The organism is Streptomyces sp. NBC_00057, assembly GCF_045041165.1.
In the GTDB taxonomy this organism is placed as follows: domain Bacteria; phylum Actinomycetota; class Actinomycetes; order Streptomycetales; family Streptomycetaceae; genus Streptomyces.
This window is the reverse complement of sequence record NZ_CP108256.1, coordinates 3,937,638-3,955,492: the sequence shown is the minus strand read 5'-3', so window position 1 is coordinate 3,955,492 and position 17,855 is coordinate 3,937,638. Positions and strand designations below refer to the sequence as shown.

Here is a 17,855-nt window from a genome sequence, read left to right as displayed (position 1 = left end):
TGTCGAGGACCTCAGGAGGGCGGAGGCCGGCGCGGATCGGACCCTTCGTCCGGTACGACGGGGTGCGGGGCCGTGTCCTGGTCCTCCGGGCCCGGAGGAGGGCCCTCGCGGCGTGCCGCCGGAGCGGGCCCCGTGTACAGGTCCGGCTCGGGCTCCGGCAACGTACTCGTCTGCACGGAGGGCCCCGGCTCCTGCGTGGGCGGCCACGTATCCGGATTCTCCGAGCCGGGCGCCGCATACGGCTGGTCACGGACCCCGCGGGCAGGCCGGCGCCCACCGTGCCGCCCCGGCATCACCACCGCACCCAGCAGCAACAGCACCCCGCCGCCCACCGCGTTCGCCACCCCCCACTGCAGCCCGGAACCGTCGCCCGCGACCGTCAGACTGCCCAGCGACTCCCCCTGGCGCACCATCCACAGCACGGTGAACCCGAGCACCACCACACCCGCGGACGCCACCAGCAGACGCGACCGCAGCACCACGCCGACCACCGCCAGCAGGGCGGCGAAGAGAAAGGCCAGGAAGATCGAGCCCAGCGGTCCGGGCCGGCTGCCGGTGACACCCGTGAACAGCTCGTCGATCCGGTAATGACGCCCCAGACGGCCGTCGTACCAGTCACGGAAGGGGCTCAGCACGGCGGCCGCCGCTCCTGCGAGAGCCAGGACCGAGCCGAGGACGTTGCGGACCATCATCGGCCTCCTGCGTGTGCGCGGACCGGCGTCACGGATCAGCACCGCTCTCGGCCTCGACGCTACGCCCGGCCCCTGCCCCCCGCACCTTGCGCTAGCGTGTCGCGCGATCGTTCGACAGCAGCAACAGCACATTCGGCAGCAGCTACAGACAACAACACAAGGGGGGCTGCATCCATGATGCGGCAGCACATAAAGCTTTCCGCGGTACTGGTCGTGGTGGTACTCGCACTCACCGGCTTCTCGACCTCCAGCCACGGCAGCCGAAGCGGCAAGAGCAAGAGCAAGGGGTCGAGCAGCAGCAGCAGCGGCGGCGGATGCTCCAACTCCGAGAAGAGCAACGGCAGCTATCACGACAACAACTACGACGACAACGACAACGACTACGACTCGTCGAGCAGTTCCTCCGGCAGTACCGGCTACGAGACGACCCCGAGCACCACCGCTTCGGACGCGCCCCAGGCGTACGTCTTCCGCTGCGCCCAGCCCCGCAAGGGCAAGCGCAAGGCCGTCACCACCTCCACCGTCCGGCTCACGGCGAACGCCGTCGGCTCACACACCTACGAAGTCGATGTGACCTTCCTCGACGCACAGGGCAACACCGTCGACACCGGTGAGGCGAGCGTGGACGTCGAGGGCGGCGAGACCCAGACCGTCTCCGTGCGGATGGACAGCCCGAGCAAGGTCTCCCGGGTGAAGAAGTGCCGGGTCGAGGCCGAGCTGAGCTACTGACCTCACCGCATCCGGAACTCATTGCCGCCCCGCCCCCGGAACAACTCGGCCTGCCGCTCCGGCGGCAGGTTCCCGAGTGCGATCAGGTGCGGGGCGTGGGCCATGGCCTGCGCCCTGGCCGCCTCCTTCGCGGACCACACCGCCCGTACGGTCCCCTGCACCGCCCGGGTCGGGTACGAGGCGATCACCCCCGCCGCCCGCAGCGCCGCCGCCGCCGCGCCGCCGGGTGCCGTCACCTCACTGACCAGCCCGGTCTCGTACGCCCGGCGGGCCGTGACCCGTTCGGCCGCACCCATCAGGGACATCCGGGCCACCTCGCCGAACGGCATCCGCTGCGCCATGGAGATCGCCTCGTACGCGCTGACCATGCCGTACGTCGTGTGCGGGTCGAAGAACGTCGCCTCCTCGGACGCGATGACGAACTCCGCCTCACCCAGCAGATAGAACGCCCCGCCGCAGGCCATCCCCTCCACAGCCGCGATCACCGGCTTCCACAGGTCGTTCGCCTTCGGCCCGATCGCGATCAGCGGATCGTCGATCGTGTACGGGGACGAGGGCTGCGGCACCTCCACGTCCCGGTCGATCCCCGTACAGAAGGCCCGGCCGCCCGCACCGGTGACGACTACGGCTCGCACCCCGTCGTCGAATCGGAACGCCCGCCAGGCGGCGGTCAGTTCAGCGGCCGTCGTCAGGTCGATCGCATTGAGCTTCTCGGGCCGGTCGAGGGTGACGAGAGCGACCCCGGTCTCCTTGTCCGTCTCCGTCCGCAGCGCCATCACCGATCACCTCTCCAGCAGCCAACGCACCAGGGTCACCCCGGAACCGGCCGGGCAGAACACCACCCGCACCGGCGCCCCGATCCGCAGCCGCCCCGGATCGACCGAGTCCAGCGGGGCGTCCGGACCGCTCACCACATTCCCGACCAGCCGGATGTCCGGGGCGTCGGCCAGCTCGACCACGACGGCGTTGTACGGGGCCTGCGCGGCGTACGCGGGCAGCAGCGGCGGATGCGGCAGCACGTACGACCAGATGCGGCCGCGACCGCTCATCGGCCGCCACTCGCTCTCGAAGGACTGGCAGTGCGGGCAGCACGGCCGGGGCGGGAAGCGGAGCCTTCCGCACTCCGGGGCGGCGCAGGCCTGGACGCGGAGTTCGCCGCGGGTCGCGTACTCCCAGAAGGGTGCGCCGTCCTCGTCCACGACGGGCAGCAGCAGAGCATCCATCCCGGTCAACTCCTCAGCAGTACGGCAGATGTGGGCACGCCCTCACCGGCGGTGACCAGACACGTCCCGGCATTCGGTACCTGTGCGGTGGAGACGCCGCGCAACTGCTTCACGCCCTCGTTGATGAGGTTGAAGCCATGCACATACGCCTCACTGAGCCCGCCGCCCCCGGTGTTGATGGGCAGCCGCCCGCCGCTCTCCAGCGCCCCGCCCTCGGTGAACGCCGCGCCCTCGCCGCGCCCGCAGAAGCCGTAGCCCTCCAGGGAGAGCGGAATGAGTGGGGTGAACGCGTCGTAGATCTGCGCGACATCCACATCGCCCGGGCCGAAGTCGGCCTGCTTCCACAGCTGCCGGGCCGCCGTCCAGGCGGGCCCGGTGAGCGGGTCGTCGTTCCAGTAATTGACCATGCCGTGGTGCTGGGCGGGCAGCCCCTGGGCGACGGAGTGGATGTAGACGGGTTTCTGCCGGCAGTCGCGGGCCCGCTCCGCCGAGACGATGACGCAGGCCAGCGCCCCGTCGGTCTCCAGGCAGTTGTCGAAGAGGCAGAGCGGCTCGCTGATCCAGCGCGAGGTCATATACATGTCGCGGGTCAGCGGCCGCTCGTACATCACCGCGTCCGGGTTCTGGTTGGCGCGGTTGCGGCAGGCGAGTGCGACGTTGAAGAGATGGTCGCGGGTCGCCCCGTACTCGTGCATGTACCTCCGCGCCAGCATCCCGATCTCGTCGGCCGGCCGCAGCAGCCCGTACGGCCGGGTCCACTGGGCGGGGGTGGGCAGTTGCACGGCGGTGTTCCTCCAGGGCCGGGGCCCCGATCCCCGCTTCCGCGACCTCCAGGCGACACCGACACTCGCCTGCCCGGTCGCCACGGCGGCGGCGAGATGCGCGATCGTCGCGCACGAGCCCCCGCCTCCGTATCCCACCTTGCTGAAGAAGGTGACATCGCCCGCCCCGATGGCCTTGGCGATCTCGACCTCGTCGGTCTCCTCCATCGTGTACGAGGCGAAGGCATCCACCTCCGAGGCGGCGATGCCCGCGTCGTCGAGCGCCGCGACGATGGCCCGGCAGGCCAATGTCTTCTCGGATTCGGGCAGTTGCTTCGCGAAGGCCGTCTGCCCTATGCCGGCTATCGCTGTCACGTCCTTGAGTGCCGCCACCGCCACCTCCGAGACCGTCATGACTGCTGACAGCGGCTGAGGCTACAGCTAATCTGACGGATAGTCAGCTACTGCGTCAGGGAGGGTGAGCGATGCGCGGCGACGAGGAATGGGGCAGCATCCCGAAGCTGATACGGGCGGCGGCGCGGCGGTACGGGGACCGGGAGGCGGTCGTCGAGGGCCGGACCCGGATCTCGTACGCCGAACTCGGCGACCGCGTCGAACGGGCCGCCGCCGCGTGCATGGCCTCGGGCGTGGAGCCGGGGGACCGGGTCGCGATCTGGGCCCCGAACACCCTGGACTGGATCGTCTCCGCGCTCGGCGCGGTCACGGCGGGGGCGGTTCTCGTCCCCCTCAACACCCGCTTCAAGGGCACCGAGGCGGCGTACATCCTGGAACGCAGCCGGGCGAAGCTGCTCTTCGTCACCGGCACCTTCCTCGGTACGTCGTACGTGGCGTCCCTGCGCCGGGTCGACGTGCAACTCCCGCACCTGGAACGGGTGGTGGTGCTGACGGACAGCGCCCCCGACGACTACGTCACCTGGAAGGACTTCCTGGCGGCGGGGGAGGGGGTGTCCGGAGCGGCGGTACGCTCCCGCGCCGACGCGATCGCCCCCTCGGACCCCTCCGACATCATCTACACCTCGGGCACCACGGGCCGGCCCAAGGGTGCCGTCATCACCCACGCCCAGACCCTGCGCTGCTACGCGATCTGGAGCGAGCTGGCCGATCTGCGTGAGGGTGATCGCTATCTGATCGTGAACCCCTTCTTCCACACCTTCGGCTACAAGGCGGGCATCATCGCGTGCCTGATGCGGGGCGCGACGATGGTTCCGCAACCGGTGTTCAACGTGGACACGGCCCTGGCCAACATCGCCGCCGAACGCATCTCGGTCCTGCCGGGCCCGCCCACCCTCCACCAGTCCCTCCTGGACCACCCGGCCCGGGGCACCCACGACCTCTCCGCCCTCCGCCTGGTGGTGACGGGTGCGGCGGTGGTCCCCCTGCGACTGGTGGAACGCCTGCGCACGGAGCTCGGCATAGCGACGGTCCTCACCGCGTACGGCCTCTCCGAGGCGAGCGGCATCGTCACCATGTGCCGCCGCGGCGACCCGGTGGAGACGATCGCCTCGACGTCGGGCCGGGCGATCGACGACACGGAGATCCGCGTCCTGGCCGCCCCCGGCACACCCGGCGAGGTCCTGGTCCGCGGGTTCAACGTGATGCAGGGCTACTTCGAGGACCCGGAGACCACGGCCGCCACGATCACCGCCGACGGCTGGCTCCGCACGGGCGACGTGGGCGTCCTCGACGAGGACGGCAACCTCCGGATCACCGACCGGATCAAGGACATGTTCATCGTCGGCGGCTTCAACGCGTACCCCGCCGAGATCGAACAGCTCCTCGGCCTGCACCCGGACGTGGCCGACGTGGCGGTGATCGGCGTCCCGGACCCCCGACTGGGCGAGGTGGGCAAGGCGTACGCGGTCCGCAGGCCGGGCGCGACGGTGACGGCCGACGACCTGATCGCCTGGTCCCGCCGCGAGATGGCGAACTACAAGGTCCCGAGAGCGGTCGAGTTCGTGACCGAGCTGCCGCGCAATGCGAGCGGCAAGGTGGTGAAGGGGGAGCTGCGGGGGCGGGAGCAGGAGTCTGCGGGCTCCTGACCGGTCAGACCTTCTCCGCCACCAGCCGGGGGTGGCCGGCGGTGAGCAGCCCGATGTCCTCCGCATCGGAAGTCAGGACCGTCACCCGGCCCGGGTGCGCCAGGGCGGTTGCACAGAGCATCGCGTCGATCGCGTATTTGTGACCGTGCAGTCCGGCGTCCCGGAGCAGGGAAGCGGCTGAGTGCGCGAGGGTCTGGGTGACCGGTTCGACGCGAAGGCGCGACAGCGTCCAGTGGAGTGCGGCGTGGTTGATACGCGGATGGATCACCTCGACGAGCACGGCGGCCGAGGTGATGACCACAAGGTCCGCGTCGCGGGCCGCCTCCAGCCATTCCTGGACCTCCCGGCCCCGTTGAACGGCCTGTGCGAGTCCTTCGCTGTCGAGCACCAACGCGCCGCTCACGCGGCCGCTCCGGCCTCGGGTGTGCCGCTCGTGAGCTTGGTGCGCTTGTCGCTCACGGCGCCCGGATCAGCCGGCCCGTTGACTTTCTCGAAGTCGGCGAGGAGCTCGTCCAGGTTGTCGCGTTCGATCTGGCGTTGTGCGGCCATTTCCAGGTACGCGGAGACACCTCGCTTGCCGACCCGCTCGCGGATCGCGTGCAGGGTCCCGGCGGTGAGCGTGACGGAGATCCCGCTGCTGGGGCCGTCGCCGGGTGGGAAATCGGAGTTCTCGTCCATGTATCCACTATGGCATTGGGAATGCTATATGGCTAGATCCCGGCTGTACGCGGCCTCGCGGCGGGGTATGGTGCAAGGTATGGCAACCAAGAAGTACACGGTCACGCTGCCGGAGGAACTCGCGGAGGAGATCCGCAGCGAGGTGGGCCCGGGGGCGTTCAGCGCGTATGTCACCCATGCCATAGAGCGTCAGCGTGAGCATGACCGGCTGGGGGAACTGGTGGCGTGGATGCAGGAGAAAGGCGGGCCGCCCACCGAGGAGGAGCAGGCGGCCGCGGCGTCGGAGCTGCGCGACATCGAGCGGTGGTTCGAGGAGCGGGAGTCCGGTGCGCACGGTGGGGCGTCGGCTGCTTGATGACCGATCTCTGCTTCGTGCTGGACAGCGAGGCCCTGTCGAGGGCGGTGCGTCGTGAACGGGCCATGACGGCCACGCTCACGAAGGCCCATCAGGCAGGTGTCCGGGTCGTGACCAGCTCCATGACCCTCATCGAGGCGTACCACAGCAAGATCCGGCGCTCGGAATGGAACTGGGTGATGTCCCGGATCGTCGTCGAGCCCGTGACCAAGGAAGTCGCGGACGAGGCGATCGGGCTGCTGGCGGACACCGGCCTGCACGGCCACAAGTACGCCATCGACGCCGCGCTCGCTGTGATCGCGGGGCGGCAGCGGGGGCGGGTTGCGGTGTTCACCTCGGACGAGGACGACATGCGGAAGCTGTGTGGGGCGGGCGTGCAGGTCAGGGGATTGCAGGAGGTATGACAGAGGGGCCCGAGCCGCGTGGCCGGACCCCTTTCCGCAGACATACAGCGGCCGCGACGGCTCCCCCTCCGCGCCGCCGCGGCCGCTCCCCCGCCCAGTGAGGCTTTAGGCCTTCTCGGAGCCCGCGTGGTTCTCCAGCGTCCTGAGAAGGTCCTTCGGCGTGCTGCCGGCGTGGTTCTCCAGAGTCGTGACGTCTTCGCTCACGCTGCCCGCGTGGTTCTCCAGCGGCTTGACGGTGCCGTCACCACTGCTCGGGCTGCCGGCGTGGTTCTCCTGCGTGGTTGCGGCACCAGTCTTGGGCTTCAGTGCGTCGCTCATGCCTGTCAACTCCCAGAGGTCTTGCTTGCTTGATCGGCAATGCCCGTCCGGCGACTCCCCCGTGGGCCGCCGGACGGGCGTATCAGGGCCGTTCACCCTAGCGGTGTGGCCCCCCGTGCAACCCGCCTGCCCCCCGACGCGACGGATCGATGGGCTAAAGACTGACGAGTGGCGATAAACGTTCGATGAACGCCGACGGTTCTCCGCCGGTGGTGGTGGCTCAGGCAGTAGTGCTGACCGGGGCGAGGAGGGCCCGTACTTCGTCCGCCTCAGCGGCTCCGAACTGTTCGTGGATGGCCAGCGCCTCGGTCCAGCATGCATGTGCTCGGTCGATCTGGCCGAGGCGTTCGAGGGCGTGTCCCAAAGTAATCAGGACGTTGCCCCGCATCCAGTCGCCTCCGATGACACGCAAGGCCAGCGCCTGTTCCGCGTGCTGAGCCGCCTGCGCGGGGCGCCTGTCGGCCAGATGCGCTTCTGCCATGCGGTAATGGGTCGAACCTTCCCAGAGCCGTTGCCGGTTCCCCTGGAACACATGCAGTGCTTCGTCGAGCTCCTTCAAAGCCTCACCTGACCTTCCGGCCTGAGTGAGTGCGATGCCCAGCGCGAAACGGCCGTTGGCCGTGCGCAGGCTCAGCCCCATTTCGTCGAAGATGGCTGTGCCCTGCTGGGCAAGTTCAACCGCGCTTGCCGTGCGGTTCATGTTCACGTGGATGCGCGAGAGGTTGCACAGCGCCGAGGCCTCGCCGACCAGGTTTCCGTCCGCGCGGTAGTTGTCTATCGCCTCCTGCAGGAATTTCTCGCCCTCCACGTGCCGGCCCTGGTAGAACGCGATGATGCCGCGGTCGTTGGGTGCCCAGCACGCCGGAATCGGGTCCTTGGTGCTCTTGGCCAGTGCCATCGCGTGCAGAGCTTCCTCGTCGGCCAGGGCGAAACGGCCGGAGACGAGGTAGACGGTTGACAGCGATGCGCGGGCCCGCGCTTCGGAGTGAGGGTCGTCGGCGGCCTTCGCCGCGTCGCGCAGGGCTGCGCCCGTGGTCTCGTACTGACGTGAGTTCGCACCCGACTCCGCCAGGTCCTTGGCTGCGCACAGCAGATCGACGGCCCGCCGCAGCATCCCGCGCGAAGCGCTCTGATGGGCACAGGCGAGCAGCGAATCGGCCTCGACGTACAGCCAGTCCACTGCTTCGTGTCCGTCGGTGAACTCAAGCCCCGGGTACTCGGTGGCCACCAGGTGGGCGACAGCGCGATCCCCCGGCCGCTCCAGCGCGTACACCCCCGCCGCCGTCGCCAGATAGAAGTCCAGCAGCCGCGACAGCGCCGACTCGCGCTCCTGTGGCGACTGTTCGTCCCGTTCGGCGCAAGAACGCGCGTAGAGGCGTACCAGGTCGTGGTAGCGGTAGCGGCCCGGGGCCGCCGACTCCAGGAGGCTGGTGTCGACCAGGGCCTCCAGCAGGTCTTCCGCCGTGTGTACGTCCAGATCGAGCAGGGCTGCCGCCGCCGTCAGGGAGATGTCGGGGCCGTCGGCCAGGCCCAGGAGGCGGAAGGCACGGGCCTGGGCGGGTTCCAGTTGGCCGTAGCCGAGTTCGAAGGTGGCCTTCACCGCGAGGTCCCCGGCCTGGAGTTCGTCCAGGCGGCGGCGTTCGTCGGCGAGTTTGGCGGCCAGGACGGAGACCGTCCAGGTGCGGCGTGAGGCCAGGCGGGAGGCGGCGATGCGGATGGCCAGGGGGAGGAAGCCGCAGGCGGCGACCACGTCGAGGGCGGCCTCGCGCTCGGAGTTGATGCGCTCCTCGCTCACGATGCGGGTGAAGAGCTGGAGCGCCTCCTCCGGGGACATCACGTCCAGGTCGACCAGGTGCGCGCCGGCCAGGTCGACCATGCGGACGCGGCTGGTGACCAGGGCCGCGCAGCCCGCGGTGCCGGGGAGGAGGGGGCGGATCTGGGCCGCGTCATGGGCGTTGTCGAGGAGGACCAGTATGCGGCGGCCGTCGAGCGTGGAGCGGTAGAGGGCGGCGCGTTCGTCCAGGGAGTCGGGGATCGCCGAGTCCGCCGTGCCCAGCGCGCGCAGGAAGGCGCCGAGGACCGTCTCCGGTTCGGCGGCGCGTGCGCCGGCGCCCTGGAGGTCCACGTACAGCTGGCCGTCCGGGAAGTGCTGGCGCGCCTGGTGGGCGACGTGCACGGCGAGGGTCGTCTTGCCGACGCCGCCGATGCCGGCCAGTGCCGAGACGGCCATGACCGAACCCTCGGCGGTCGCCAGCCGGTTGCCCAGTTCGCGGACGAAGGAGGCACGGCCCGTGAAGTCGGGAACGGTGGCCGGCAGCTGGGCGGGGCGCATCGGTGCGGGGGCCGGGGCCGGTTCGTCGGCCGGGCGGGCCAGTTCCTCGTCGGCCTGCAGGATGCGCTGCTGGAGCTGGGAGAGCTCGGGGCGCGGGTCGACGCCCAGTTCGTCGGCGAGCAGCCGGCGGGTGTCGGCGTACACCGCGAGCGCCTCGGCCTGGCGGCCGCTGCGGTACAGGGCGACCATGAGGAGTTCGCGCAGCCGTTCGCGCAGCGGGTGCGCGGCGGTGAGCGCGGTCAGTTCGGAGACCGCCTCCGCGTGGCAGCCGACCTCCAGGTCCAGATCCAGGCGGGTCTCGGTGAGCTGGAGCCGCCATTCCTCCAGGCGTGTGCGGTGATTCTCGGCGTACGGGCCGGGCACGGAGGCCAGGGCCTCGCCGTCCCACAGGCCGAGCGCCTTGTTCAAGAGGGTGCGGGCCTGCGAGCGGTCGCCACCGGCCCGGGCCTTCTCCGCCTCGGCCGCCAGCTCCTGGGCCACCGTCAGGTCGAGGGCGTCGTGCCTGGTCCGGATCGCGTATCCGCCGGCGTCGCTGACCAGTGTCTGCGGGTCGAGGGACTTGCGGAGCCGGGAGGCATACGTGCGTACGGCGGCGAGCGCCTGCGAGGGCGGGTCCTCGCCCCAGATGGCGTCGATGAGTTCGGAGGCGGTGGCCGTGCGGCCGCCACGCAGAAGCAGTGCGGTCAGCAGGGCGCGCTGCTGAGGGGAGCCGGACGGCAGCGCCTCGCCGCCGCGCCGTGCTCGTACCGGGCCGAGCACGGAAAAGCGCAGATCGGCGCCGTCGGCCGACCGCTGCCCAGGAGCGCGCTGCTCCGGAACATGCATGCGCGGCCCGTTGTCACGGTCCATTGCTGCCCCCTGCCCTGCTCGCCCCGCCGGTCCTGCCGATCGTGCTGGTGCTGTCTGTTTCGGATGGCCCGCCCATGTGCCGGTTCGGGGCGGGTGCATCCGGATTGCTCGGTACCGCTGGTATCGCGGTCAACAGTCTGCCTTGTTATGGGCGGACACGTCAGCAGTGGATGGCTCTCTGCACAAGCCCTCGACAACGATTGTGGAACGGGGGCCGGTACAGATAGCTGACGGTTCGTCAGATCAACGCTACCGTGGTAGGCATGGAGACCTTCCCGAAGATCATCTCGGTGGACGACCACACGGTGGAGCCCGCTCATGTCTGGCGGGACCGGCTCCCGTCCAAGTACCTCGACCGCGGCCCGCGTATCGTCCGTGCACCGCTCAAGGAAATGACCTTCATGGGCGGCAAGTTCGCGCCCGTGATGGGTGCGAAGGGTGACGACGGGCCGGTCGGCGACTGGTGGGTGTACGAGGATCTGCACCGCCCGCTCACCCGGCTCGACACCGCGGTCGGCTACGACCGGGACGAGATCAGGCTTGAGGTCATCACGTACGAGCAGATGCGTCCGGGTTCGTTCTCGGTCCCCGACCGGCTCGCCGACATGGACGTCAACCACGTCCAGTCCGCCCTCTGCTTCCCCACCTTCCCCCGCTTCTGCGGCCAGACCTTCACCGAAGCGAAGGACCGCGAGCTGGGGCTGCTCGGGGTGCGGGCGTACAACGACTGGATGGTGGACGAGTGGTGCGGCCCCGAGGCGGGGGGCCGGCTCATCCCGCTCACCCTGATCCCGCTCTGGGACGCGCAGTTGGCAGCGGACGAGGTCCGGCGGAACGCGGCGCGCGGCGTGCGCGCGGTGGCGTTCTCCGAGATACCTCCGCATCTCGGGCTGCCGTCCATTCATACGGACGAGTGGGATCCGTTCCTGCGGGCCTGTGACGAGACGGGGACGGTGATCGCGATGCACATCGGCTCGTCCTCGAAGATGCCGTCCACCTCGGCCGACGCCCCGCCTGCCGTCGGTTCCACCATCACCTTCGCCAACTGCTGCTTCTCGATGGTCGACTGGCTGATGAGCGGCAAGTTCGAGCGGTTCCCGAACCTCCGGATCATGTACGCGGAGGGGCAGATCGGCTGGATCCCGTACATCCTGGAACGTGCCGACGTGGTCTGGGAGGAGAACCGGGCCTGGGGCGGCGTCGCCGACAAGGTCCACCGTCCGCCGTCGGAGCTGTTCGCCGAACACGTCTACGGCTGCTTCTTCGACGATGCCTTCGGGCTGAAGAATCTCGACTCGATCGGCGTCGGGAACGTTCTGTACGAGACGGACTACCCGCACTCCGACTCCACCTGGCCCAAGTCGCGCGAGGTCGGCGAGGCGCAGATGGGGCATCTGGACGCCGATGTCGTGGACCGGATCGTGCGCCGCAACGCGATCGACCTGCTGGGGCTGACGGACGACGGGCTGTGGGCGGGGCCCGGGGGACGGTAGGGGGCGCCGAGGAACGTGACACCCGGGGGGCGTCACGTTCCTTTCGACCTATGGACGTCCGAAGGGGATCAGGCCCTGGTGACCGGCTCCTGGAGTTCCGTCACCCACTTGTCCTGGTCCTCGGGGCACTCCAGGCTGATCTCGCGGGCGTATCCCGCGGACCGGTAGCCGTTGGCGTCGATCCAGCGAGCCAGGGCCTGGGCCGTCGGCAGTACGCCGTCCATCGAACCCCGGTGGACCATGGTCGCCGCCTCGAACGGGGGCAGTTCGACCACCGTGATCCCGGTGTCGCCGAGCGGGCCCACCGGAGCGGAGACCGTCACCCCGGCGTGGACGACGACCGCGCCGCCACCGTCCGGAGCATCCTCGTAGTGTGCGATCCCGGGGCCGCTCGGGCTGACGCCCACCGTGCCCAGCAGCGGGAAGAGCCTGTCGTACAGCGGGCCGATCACCGGAGTGATGTCCCCCGGTTCGTAGCCCGCCGCAGTGCCGGTCAGCTCGGCCACCCGTACCGCGGCAACACTCTTGACCACCACATCGTCCGCAGACATGCGTCCCTCGCTCTCGATCGACCGGAGCCTCGCCTCGACCTGCGCCAGCCGTGCGGCCGCAGCCGCCATGGCCTCCTCCAGCTCCGCCCGCCGCAGCCGCAGCATCCCGCGCAGCTCCTGGGATCCCACCTGCTCGTCGAGGATGGCCTGCACCTGCTGGAGCGTGAAGCCGAGATCCTTGAGAGCGATGATGCGGTTGAGGCGTGCGAGCTGGGCGGCCCCGTAGAAGCGGTAGCCGGTGGCGGGGTCGGTGCGGTCGGGGTGCAGGAGCCCGATGGCGTCGTAGTGGCGCAGCATCCGGGCCGACACCCGTCCGTACCGGGCGAAGTCTCCGATGGTCAACATGATGTCTCCCACTGCACTGCTTCACACGGTGTCAAGGTCAAGCATCGCAGCGCCCCGATGCCGCCGAGAGGGGAAAAGGCGGGAGAACAGGCAGGAGCCCCGCTCCCCGCCGAGGCGGAGGAGCGGGGCTCCTTGGGTACTACTAGCCGGCCGCGATCGGCCGACCCGGGCAACTAGGCCGGGGTGACGTTCTCAGCCTGCGGACCCTTGGGCCCCTGAGTGACGTCGAAGTTCACGACCTGGTTCTCCTCGAGGGAGCGGAACCCGGACGCGTTGATCGCGGAGTAGTGGACGAAGACATCCGGGCCGCCGCCGTCCTGGGCGATGAAGCCGAAGCCCTTTTCAGCGTTGAACCACTTGACGGTTCCGGTAGCCATAAGCCCTCCTTGGGCCAAAGGGTTGCCCTGCTCCAGAACCTGCAAAGAAGTCTGAAAACTACAAAAGCCTGCGGGTTACATGCTCCGCAGGCTCTGTACTGCAAGGGAAACCAAACTGCAACTTGCGTCGAGCCTAGCACGCAGCGTGTACGGAAGGGTAGGGGGAAAGATCACTTCACTCGGATGTTGGATTGCCGTGCCGATGAGCTGACGAAGTGGGTGTCCCGGAGGGTGTCATCGAGATGCCTTCAAGGGGTACGGGAGAGGACTTCGGCGTGCTCCCCGGGGAGCGGGATCGGGTGAGGCCCCGGGAGCGGGATCCCCGCGCACCCGGTGCCGTCCGGGCGGTGCCACGGGTCTAGCCTCGCGATGTGGACAATTCAACCGTCTCAACCGTCGCAGGCGACGACCGTCGCAGCCGGCCGCGCGTCGGCCACATCCAGTTCCTGAACTGCCTCCCCCTGTACTGGGGACTGGCGAGAACCGGAACCCTGCTCGACCTGGAGCTCTCGAAGGACACCCCGGAGAAGCTCAGTGAGCAGCTGATCAGGGGCGATCTGGACATCGGCCCCGTCACGCTGGTGGAGTTCCTCCGCAACGCCGACGACCTGGTCGCCTTCCCCGACATCGCGGTGGGCTGCGACGGGCCCGTCATGTCGTGCGTGATCGTGTCGCAGGTGCCGCTGGACCAGCTGGACCGGGCCCGGGTGGCGCTCGGCTCGACCTCGCGCACCTCCGTGCGTCTGGCCCAGCTGCTGCTCGCCGAGCGGTACGGGGTCAGCCCGGACTACTACACCTGCCCGCCGGACCTCGGCGTGATGATGCAGGAGGCGGACGCCGCCGTGCTGATCGGCGACGCCGCGCTGCGCGCCAACCTGCACGACGCGCCCCGGCTCGGTCTCCAGGTCCACGACCTGGGCCAGATGTGGAAGGACTGGACCGGGCTGCCGTTCGTCTTCGCGGTCTGGGCGGCCCGCAAGGACTATCTGGCGGCCGAGCCCCACCACGTGAGCAAGGTGCACGAGGCCTTCCTGGCCTCGCGGGACGTCTCCCTGGAGGAGGTCACCAAGGTCGCGGAGCAGGCGGCGCGCTGGGAGGCCTTCGACGCGGAGGTGCTGGAGCGGTACTTCACGACCCTGGACTTCCGCTTCGGCCCGGACCAGCTGGCGGGCGTACAGGAGTTCGCGCGCCGGGTCGGTCCGACGACCGGCTTCCCGGCGGACGTGAAGGTCGAGTTGCTCGGCGGCTGACCGGGCGGCGGGGCGGGGCGCCCGACGTGCGCCGAGTACGCCGTGCGCGGAAATGGCCAGGGCTATAGGGGAATCCTGTGCCTCTGCGGCGGATATCTCTTCCCGCCCCGCTCTCACGCCTTCTCCCGGCCCGGCTATCGATTCGGGTTAATACGCGTCGAATAGTCGATTCCTGGATGGTGTCCGGGGAGAGTTCCGGTCGTGTACCGGAATCGCTCGGGTGAACGACGTATTCACGCCTTTTGTTGTGTCGAAAGCCGTTGTTCGTTCCCTTAGGGGTGAAATCGGCGGATGGTTTCCTCTGTGACCCGATGACCTTCGCCCCTAGGCTTCGGTCGGAGGTCCGGCCGGTCCACAGGGGGAGTCCATATGCAGCCGCTGGAAGCCGGCGAACCGCTGACCATCGGTGCCTACCGACTGCTCGGCAGGCTCGGTGCGGGCGGCATGGGCCGGGTCTATCTGGGGCGCAGCGCGGGCGGACGTACCGTCGCGGTCAAAGTCGTGCACCCCCACTTCGCTCTCGACGAGCAGTTCCGGGCCCGCTTCCGGCGGGAGGTGGACGCGGCGCGGCGGATCGGTGCGCAGTGGACGGCGCCCGTCCTGGACGCCGACCCGGACGCCCCCATTCCATGGGTCGCCACCGGCTATGTGGCCGGGCCCCCGCTGTCCACCGCGGTCGCCGAGCACGGGCCGCTTCCCGAGCACGCGGTGCGGACGCTGGGTGCCGGACTCGGGGAGGCGCTGGCCGCGGTGCACGAGCAGGGCCTCATCCACCGCGATGTGAAGCCGTCCAACGTGCTGCTCGCCCTCGACGGCCCCCGGCTGATCGACTTCGGGATCGCCCACGCCATCGGTGCCACCGCCTCGCTCACCTCCACCGGGGTCTCCGTCGGCTCGCCGGGCTACATGGCACCGGAGCAGATCCGGGGCGTGGACATCTCCGGCGCGGCCGATGTCTTCTCGCTCGGCGCGGTGCTCGCGTACGCGGCGACCGGTACCGCCCCCTTCCTCGGCGACTCCTCCGCCGTACTGCTCTACAAGGTGGTGCACGAGGAGCCCGAGTTGGGGGAGCTGGAGGGGGAGCTGCGGGACGTCGTCGCCGGGTGTCTGGCGAAGGACCCGGAGGACCGGCCGACCCCCACGGAGCTGGCCCGGCAGTTGGCGCCGGGCGGGGCGGCGGAGCTGGTGGCGGCGGGCTGGCTGCCGGGTTCTCTGGTGCGCGAAGTCAGCCGGGCGGCGGTCGCGCTGCTGGACCTGGAGCCGCAGGACGCGCCGGTGCAGTCGGGGCCGGTGCCGTTCAGCAGTGCGGCGTGGGGCGCGAACGGCGCCAACGGCGCCAACGGCGCAGGTGGTGCGGGCGGTGGGTTCGGTCCGCCGATCGAGCCGTTCCCGTCGCATGAACCGACTCGGCCGCCCCGGCCGAACGGGCCGCCCTCGTGGCCGGCGACCGCCGAGTCGGCCGGGACGTCGCGGCCGACCGGGTCGTCCGGGCTGACCGGGCAACGTACGTCAGACCCCCGCTTCTCCGTCACCGTCAGCGCGGACTCCGCCCCGGCCCGCCCCGATGTCAACCGCGGCCGGAGGCTGAGCTGCACCGTCGCCCTCGCCGTGGCGGGCGCCCTCGCCGCCGTGACCGTGGGCAGTGCGTACCTCTTCGATCTGATGCCGGGAGGCGGTGGCAGCGACACCGCCGAGAACGGCGGTGTCGCCCACACCCCGCCGGCCGCCACGTCCTCCGGGCGGCCGTCGCAGCCCTCGGACTCGGGTACGGGTGGCCCGGAGCAGATCAGCGAGCTCCCGAAGGCGTTCATCGGCACATGGAAGGGCCCGATCACCGAGAAGACCTCCGGGCAGTCGCACGGCACGCTCACCGCCGTGTTCACCGAGGGGAAGAAGGGCGCGGACGTGGTGCGTATGACCACGGAGGTCAGCGCTCTCGGACTGACTGTCCGCTGCAACAGCGTCGCCAGCCTCTCGTCCGGCACCGACAAGGAACTGACGCTCCGGGAGCGTGCCGATCCGGAGCGCCCCGGCGACCCGACCCTCTGCACCTCCACCACCACCGACGTCCACTTCACGCGCGCCGCCGACGGCACCCTCCGCTTCCGGTCCGAGGAGAGCGGCGCGGGACGCCCGTACGGCACGCTCACCCGGTCCGGCAGCTGACCCCGACAGGGGCTGGCGTACGCTGAACCGGTCCGTAGATCCGTTGAAAAACCGCCGAAAGGTGACAGCCCGGTGACCGAGAAGGCCGATCTCCAGCCCATCCTCGACCGAGCCGCCGAGGGCGGTCGGATCACTCCGGAGGAGGCCCTCGACCTGTACCGGTCGGCGCCGCTGCACGCACTGGGTGCGGCCGCCGACGCCGTACGCCGACGCCGTTACGCCGGTACGGAGCACATCGCGACGTACATCATCGAGCGCAACATCAACTACACCAACGTGTGCGTCACGGCCTGCAAGTTCTGCGCCTTCTACGCCGCGCCCAAGGACACCGCCAAGGGCTGGTCCCGCGACCTCGACGACATCCTGCGCCGCTGCGCGGAGACCGTCGAACTCGGCGGCACGCAGATCATGTTCCAGGGCGGGCACCACCCGGACTACGGCGTCGAGTACTACGAGGAGCACTTCTCCGCCATCAAGAAGGCGTTCCCGCAGCTCGTCATCCACTCGCTCGGCGCCTCCGAGGTCGAGCACATGGCCCGGATCTCCAAGGTCTCCGTCGAGGAGGCCATCCAGCGCATCCACGCCGCCGGTCTCGACTCCTTCGCGGGAGCGGGTGCCGAGCTGCTGCCGGCCAGGCCGCGCAAGGCGATCGCCCCGCTCAAGGAGTCCGGTGAGCGCTGGCTGGAGATCATGGAGGCCGCGCACCGCCTCGGTGTCGAGTCCACCTCCACCATGCTGATGGGCACCGGCGAGACCAACGCCGAGCGCATCGAGCACCTGCGGATGATCCGCGACGTACAGGACCGCACGGGTGGCTTCCGCGCGTTCATCCCGTACACGTACCAGCCGGAGAACAACCACCTCAAGGGCCGGACGCAGGCGACGCTCTTCGAGTACCTGCGGATGATCGCCATCGCCCGGATCTTCCTCGACAACGTCGCGCACATCCAGGGCTCCTGGCTGACCACCGGCAAGGAGGTCGGCCAGCTGTCGCTGCACTACGGCGCCGACGACCTCGGCTCGATCATGCTGGAGGAGAACGTCGTCTCCTCGGCCGGTGCCAAGCACCGCTCCAACCGGCTCGAAATCATCGACCTGATCCGCAAGGCCGGCCGCGTACCGGCGCAGCGCGCCACGACGTACGAGCACCTCGTCGTCCACGACGACCCGGCGAACGACCCGGTCGACGAGCGCGTCGTCTCGCACATCTCGTCCACCGCGATCGAGGGCGGCACGGCGCATCCGGAGCTGAAGCTCCTGAACGCCAACTGA

At 69.8% G+C, this 17,855-nt stretch carries 18 protein-coding genes; 8 read left to right on the top strand and 10 right to left on the bottom strand.

What is annotated here, in order from left to right:
- Nucleotides 1-11 precede the first annotated feature (11 nt).
- Nucleotides 12-689 (bottom strand): hypothetical protein, encoded by a 678-nt coding sequence (locus OG953_RS18370; RefSeq protein ID WP_405691904.1) that lies wholly within the window; start codon nt 687-689, stop codon nt 12-14.
- A 177-nt stretch (nt 690-866) separates the two neighbouring features.
- Here OG953_RS18370 and OG953_RS18365 point away from each other — a divergent pair, with 177 nt between their 5' ends.
- Nucleotides 867-1,421 (top strand): hypothetical protein, encoded by a 555-nt coding sequence (locus tag OG953_RS18365; RefSeq protein ID WP_405685449.1) that lies wholly within the window; start codon nt 867-869, stop codon nt 1,419-1,421.
- A gap of 2 nt (nt 1,422-1,423) precedes the next feature.
- Here the strand turns inward: OG953_RS18365 and OG953_RS18360 are convergent, their stop codons facing one another.
- Genes OG953_RS18360 through OG953_RS18350 form a run of 3 tightly spaced genes read right to left on the bottom strand, consistent with a single transcriptional unit; the run spans nt 1,424 to nt 3,798 of the window.
- Entirely contained in the window at nt 1,424-2,197 is a 774-nt protein-coding gene (locus OG953_RS18360) for an enoyl-CoA hydratase/isomerase family protein (RefSeq protein WP_405685447.1), read from the bottom strand.
- A 6-nt stretch (nt 2,198-2,203) separates the two neighbouring features.
- Nucleotides 2,204-2,644 (bottom strand): Zn-ribbon domain-containing OB-fold protein, encoded by a 441-nt coding sequence (locus OG953_RS18355; RefSeq protein WP_405685446.1) that lies wholly within the window; start codon nt 2,642-2,644, stop codon nt 2,204-2,206.
- 5 nt (nt 2,645-2,649) lie between these two features.
- The gene (locus tag OG953_RS18350) at nt 2,650-3,798 is read right to left on the bottom strand and encodes a lipid-transfer protein (protein ID WP_405691903.1); all 1,149 of its coding nucleotides are present in this window, start codon (nt 3,796-3,798) and stop codon (nt 2,650-2,652) included.
- A gap of 92 nt (nt 3,799-3,890) precedes the next feature.
- Between OG953_RS18350 and OG953_RS18345 the strand changes: the two genes are divergently transcribed.
- Nucleotides 3,891-5,465 (top strand): FadD3 family acyl-CoA ligase, encoded by a 1,575-nt coding sequence (locus OG953_RS18345; protein WP_405685444.1) that lies wholly within the window; start codon nt 3,891-3,893, stop codon nt 5,463-5,465.
- A 4-nt stretch (nt 5,466-5,469) separates the two neighbouring features.
- On the opposite strand, the gene OG953_RS18340 is transcribed toward OG953_RS18345, so the two are convergent.
- Both OG953_RS18340 and OG953_RS18335 read right to left on the bottom strand, forming a co-directional pair.
- Nucleotides 5,470-5,868, bottom strand: coding sequence for a PIN domain-containing protein (locus OG953_RS18340; RefSeq protein WP_405685442.1), 399 nt, complete (start codon nt 5,866-5,868; stop codon nt 5,470-5,472).
- The gene (locus OG953_RS18335) at nt 5,865-6,143 is read right to left on the bottom strand and encodes a hypothetical protein (RefSeq protein ID WP_405685441.1); all 279 of its coding nucleotides are present in this window, start codon (nt 6,141-6,143) and stop codon (nt 5,865-5,867) included. Before OG953_RS18335 ends, OG953_RS18340 begins: the two co-directional genes overlap by 4 nt.
- Before the next feature lie 79 nt (nt 6,144-6,222).
- Between OG953_RS18335 and OG953_RS18330 the strand changes: the two genes are divergently transcribed.
- Complete coding sequence (locus tag OG953_RS18330) at nt 6,223-6,498, top strand: hypothetical protein (RefSeq protein WP_266358864.1); 276 nt, start codon at nt 6,223-6,225, stop codon at nt 6,496-6,498.
- Nucleotides 6,498-6,902 (top strand): PIN domain-containing protein, encoded by a 405-nt coding sequence (locus OG953_RS18325; protein ID WP_405685440.1) that lies wholly within the window; start codon nt 6,498-6,500, stop codon nt 6,900-6,902. Before OG953_RS18330 ends, OG953_RS18325 begins: the two co-directional genes overlap by 1 nt.
- A 105-nt stretch (nt 6,903-7,007) precedes the next feature.
- Here the strand turns inward: OG953_RS18325 and OG953_RS18320 are convergent, their stop codons facing one another.
- Together OG953_RS18320 and OG953_RS18315 are read right to left on the bottom strand one after the other, a co-directional pair.
- Nucleotides 7,008-7,220 (bottom strand): hypothetical protein, encoded by a 213-nt coding sequence (locus OG953_RS18320; RefSeq protein WP_405685439.1) that lies wholly within the window; start codon nt 7,218-7,220, stop codon nt 7,008-7,010.
- A 220-nt stretch (nt 7,221-7,440) separates the two neighbouring features.
- Nucleotides 7,441-10,401, bottom strand: coding sequence for a BTAD domain-containing putative transcriptional regulator (locus tag OG953_RS18315; protein WP_405685437.1), 2,961 nt, complete (start codon nt 10,399-10,401; stop codon nt 7,441-7,443).
- A gap of 263 nt (nt 10,402-10,664) precedes the next feature.
- Here OG953_RS18315 and OG953_RS18310 point away from each other — a divergent pair, with 263 nt between their 5' ends.
- Nucleotides 10,665-11,894, top strand: coding sequence for an amidohydrolase family protein (locus OG953_RS18310; RefSeq protein WP_405685436.1), 1,230 nt, complete (start codon nt 10,665-10,667; stop codon nt 11,892-11,894).
- Between the two features lie 68 nt (nt 11,895-11,962).
- Here OG953_RS18310 and OG953_RS18305 read toward each other — a convergent pair whose 3' ends face one another.
- Complete coding sequence (locus OG953_RS18305) at nt 11,963-12,790, bottom strand: MerR family transcriptional regulator (protein ID WP_405685434.1); 828 nt, start codon at nt 12,788-12,790, stop codon at nt 11,963-11,965.
- Nucleotides 12,791-12,963: 173 nt separating this feature from the next.
- Entirely contained in the window at nt 12,964-13,167 is a 204-nt protein-coding gene (locus OG953_RS18300) for a cold-shock protein (RefSeq protein ID WP_003967102.1), read from the bottom strand.
- A 371-nt stretch (nt 13,168-13,538) separates the two neighbouring features.
- On the opposite strand from OG953_RS18300, the gene OG953_RS18295 reads away from it, so the two are divergent.
- The 3 genes from OG953_RS18295 to mqnC all read left to right on the top strand — a co-directional run bounded on the left by OG953_RS18295 (nt 13,539) and on the right by mqnC (nt 17,855).
- Nucleotides 13,539-14,417: a menaquinone biosynthetic enzyme MqnA/MqnD family protein gene (locus tag OG953_RS18295; RefSeq protein ID WP_266358853.1), complete on the top strand. Its 879-nt coding sequence runs from the start codon at nt 13,539-13,541 to the stop codon at nt 14,415-14,417.
- A gap of 369 nt (nt 14,418-14,786) precedes the next feature.
- Entirely contained in the window at nt 14,787-16,583 is a 1,797-nt protein-coding gene (locus tag OG953_RS18290) for a serine/threonine-protein kinase (protein WP_405685432.1), read from the top strand.
- 72 nt (nt 16,584-16,655) lie between these two features.
- Nucleotides 16,656-17,855 carry a cyclic dehypoxanthinyl futalosine synthase gene (gene mqnC, locus OG953_RS18285; protein WP_093894616.1) on the top strand — a complete coding sequence of 400 codons (1,200 nt, stop codon included), beginning with the start codon at nt 16,656-16,658 and terminating at the stop codon, nt 17,853-17,855.

Bases quoted from the DNA above. Each gene is read 5' to 3' on its own strand.
- OG953_RS18370 (WP_405691904.1), bottom strand. From the start codon at position 689: ATGGTCCGCAACGTCCTCGGCTCGGTCCTGGCTCTCGCAGGAGCGGCG.
- OG953_RS18365 (WP_405685449.1), top strand. From the start codon at position 867: ATGATGCGGCAGCACATAAAGCTTTCCGCGGTACTGGTCGTGGTGGTA.
- OG953_RS18360 (WP_405685447.1), bottom strand. From the start codon at position 2,197: ATGGCGCTGCGGACGGAGACGGACAAGGAGACCGGGGTCGCTCTCGTC.
- OG953_RS18355 (WP_405685446.1), bottom strand. From the start codon at position 2,644: ATGGATGCTCTGCTGCTGCCCGTCGTGGACGAGGACGGCGCACCCTTC.
- OG953_RS18345 (WP_405685444.1), top strand. From the start codon at position 3,891: ATGCGCGGCGACGAGGAATGGGGCAGCATCCCGAAGCTGATACGGGCG.
- OG953_RS18335 (WP_405685441.1), bottom strand. From the start codon at position 6,143: ATGGACGAGAACTCCGATTTCCCACCCGGCGACGGCCCCAGCAGCGGG.
- OG953_RS18330 (WP_266358864.1), top strand. From the start codon at position 6,223: ATGGCAACCAAGAAGTACACGGTCACGCTGCCGGAGGAACTCGCGGAG.
- OG953_RS18325 (WP_405685440.1), top strand. From the start codon at position 6,498: ATGACCGATCTCTGCTTCGTGCTGGACAGCGAGGCCCTGTCGAGGGCG.
- OG953_RS18320 (WP_405685439.1), bottom strand. From the start codon at position 7,220: ATGAGCGACGCACTGAAGCCCAAGACTGGTGCCGCAACCACGCAGGAG.
- OG953_RS18315 (WP_405685437.1), bottom strand. From the start codon at position 10,401: ATGGACCGTGACAACGGGCCGCGCATGCATGTTCCGGAGCAGCGCGCT.
- OG953_RS18310 (WP_405685436.1), top strand. From the start codon at position 10,665: ATGGAGACCTTCCCGAAGATCATCTCGGTGGACGACCACACGGTGGAG.
- OG953_RS18305 (WP_405685434.1), bottom strand. From the start codon at position 12,790: ATGTTGACCATCGGAGACTTCGCCCGGTACGGACGGGTGTCGGCCCGG.
- OG953_RS18300 (WP_003967102.1), bottom strand. From the start codon at position 13,167: ATGGCTACCGGAACCGTCAAGTGGTTCAACGCTGAAAAGGGCTTCGGC.
- OG953_RS18290 (WP_405685432.1), top strand. From the start codon at position 14,787: ATGCAGCCGCTGGAAGCCGGCGAACCGCTGACCATCGGTGCCTACCGA.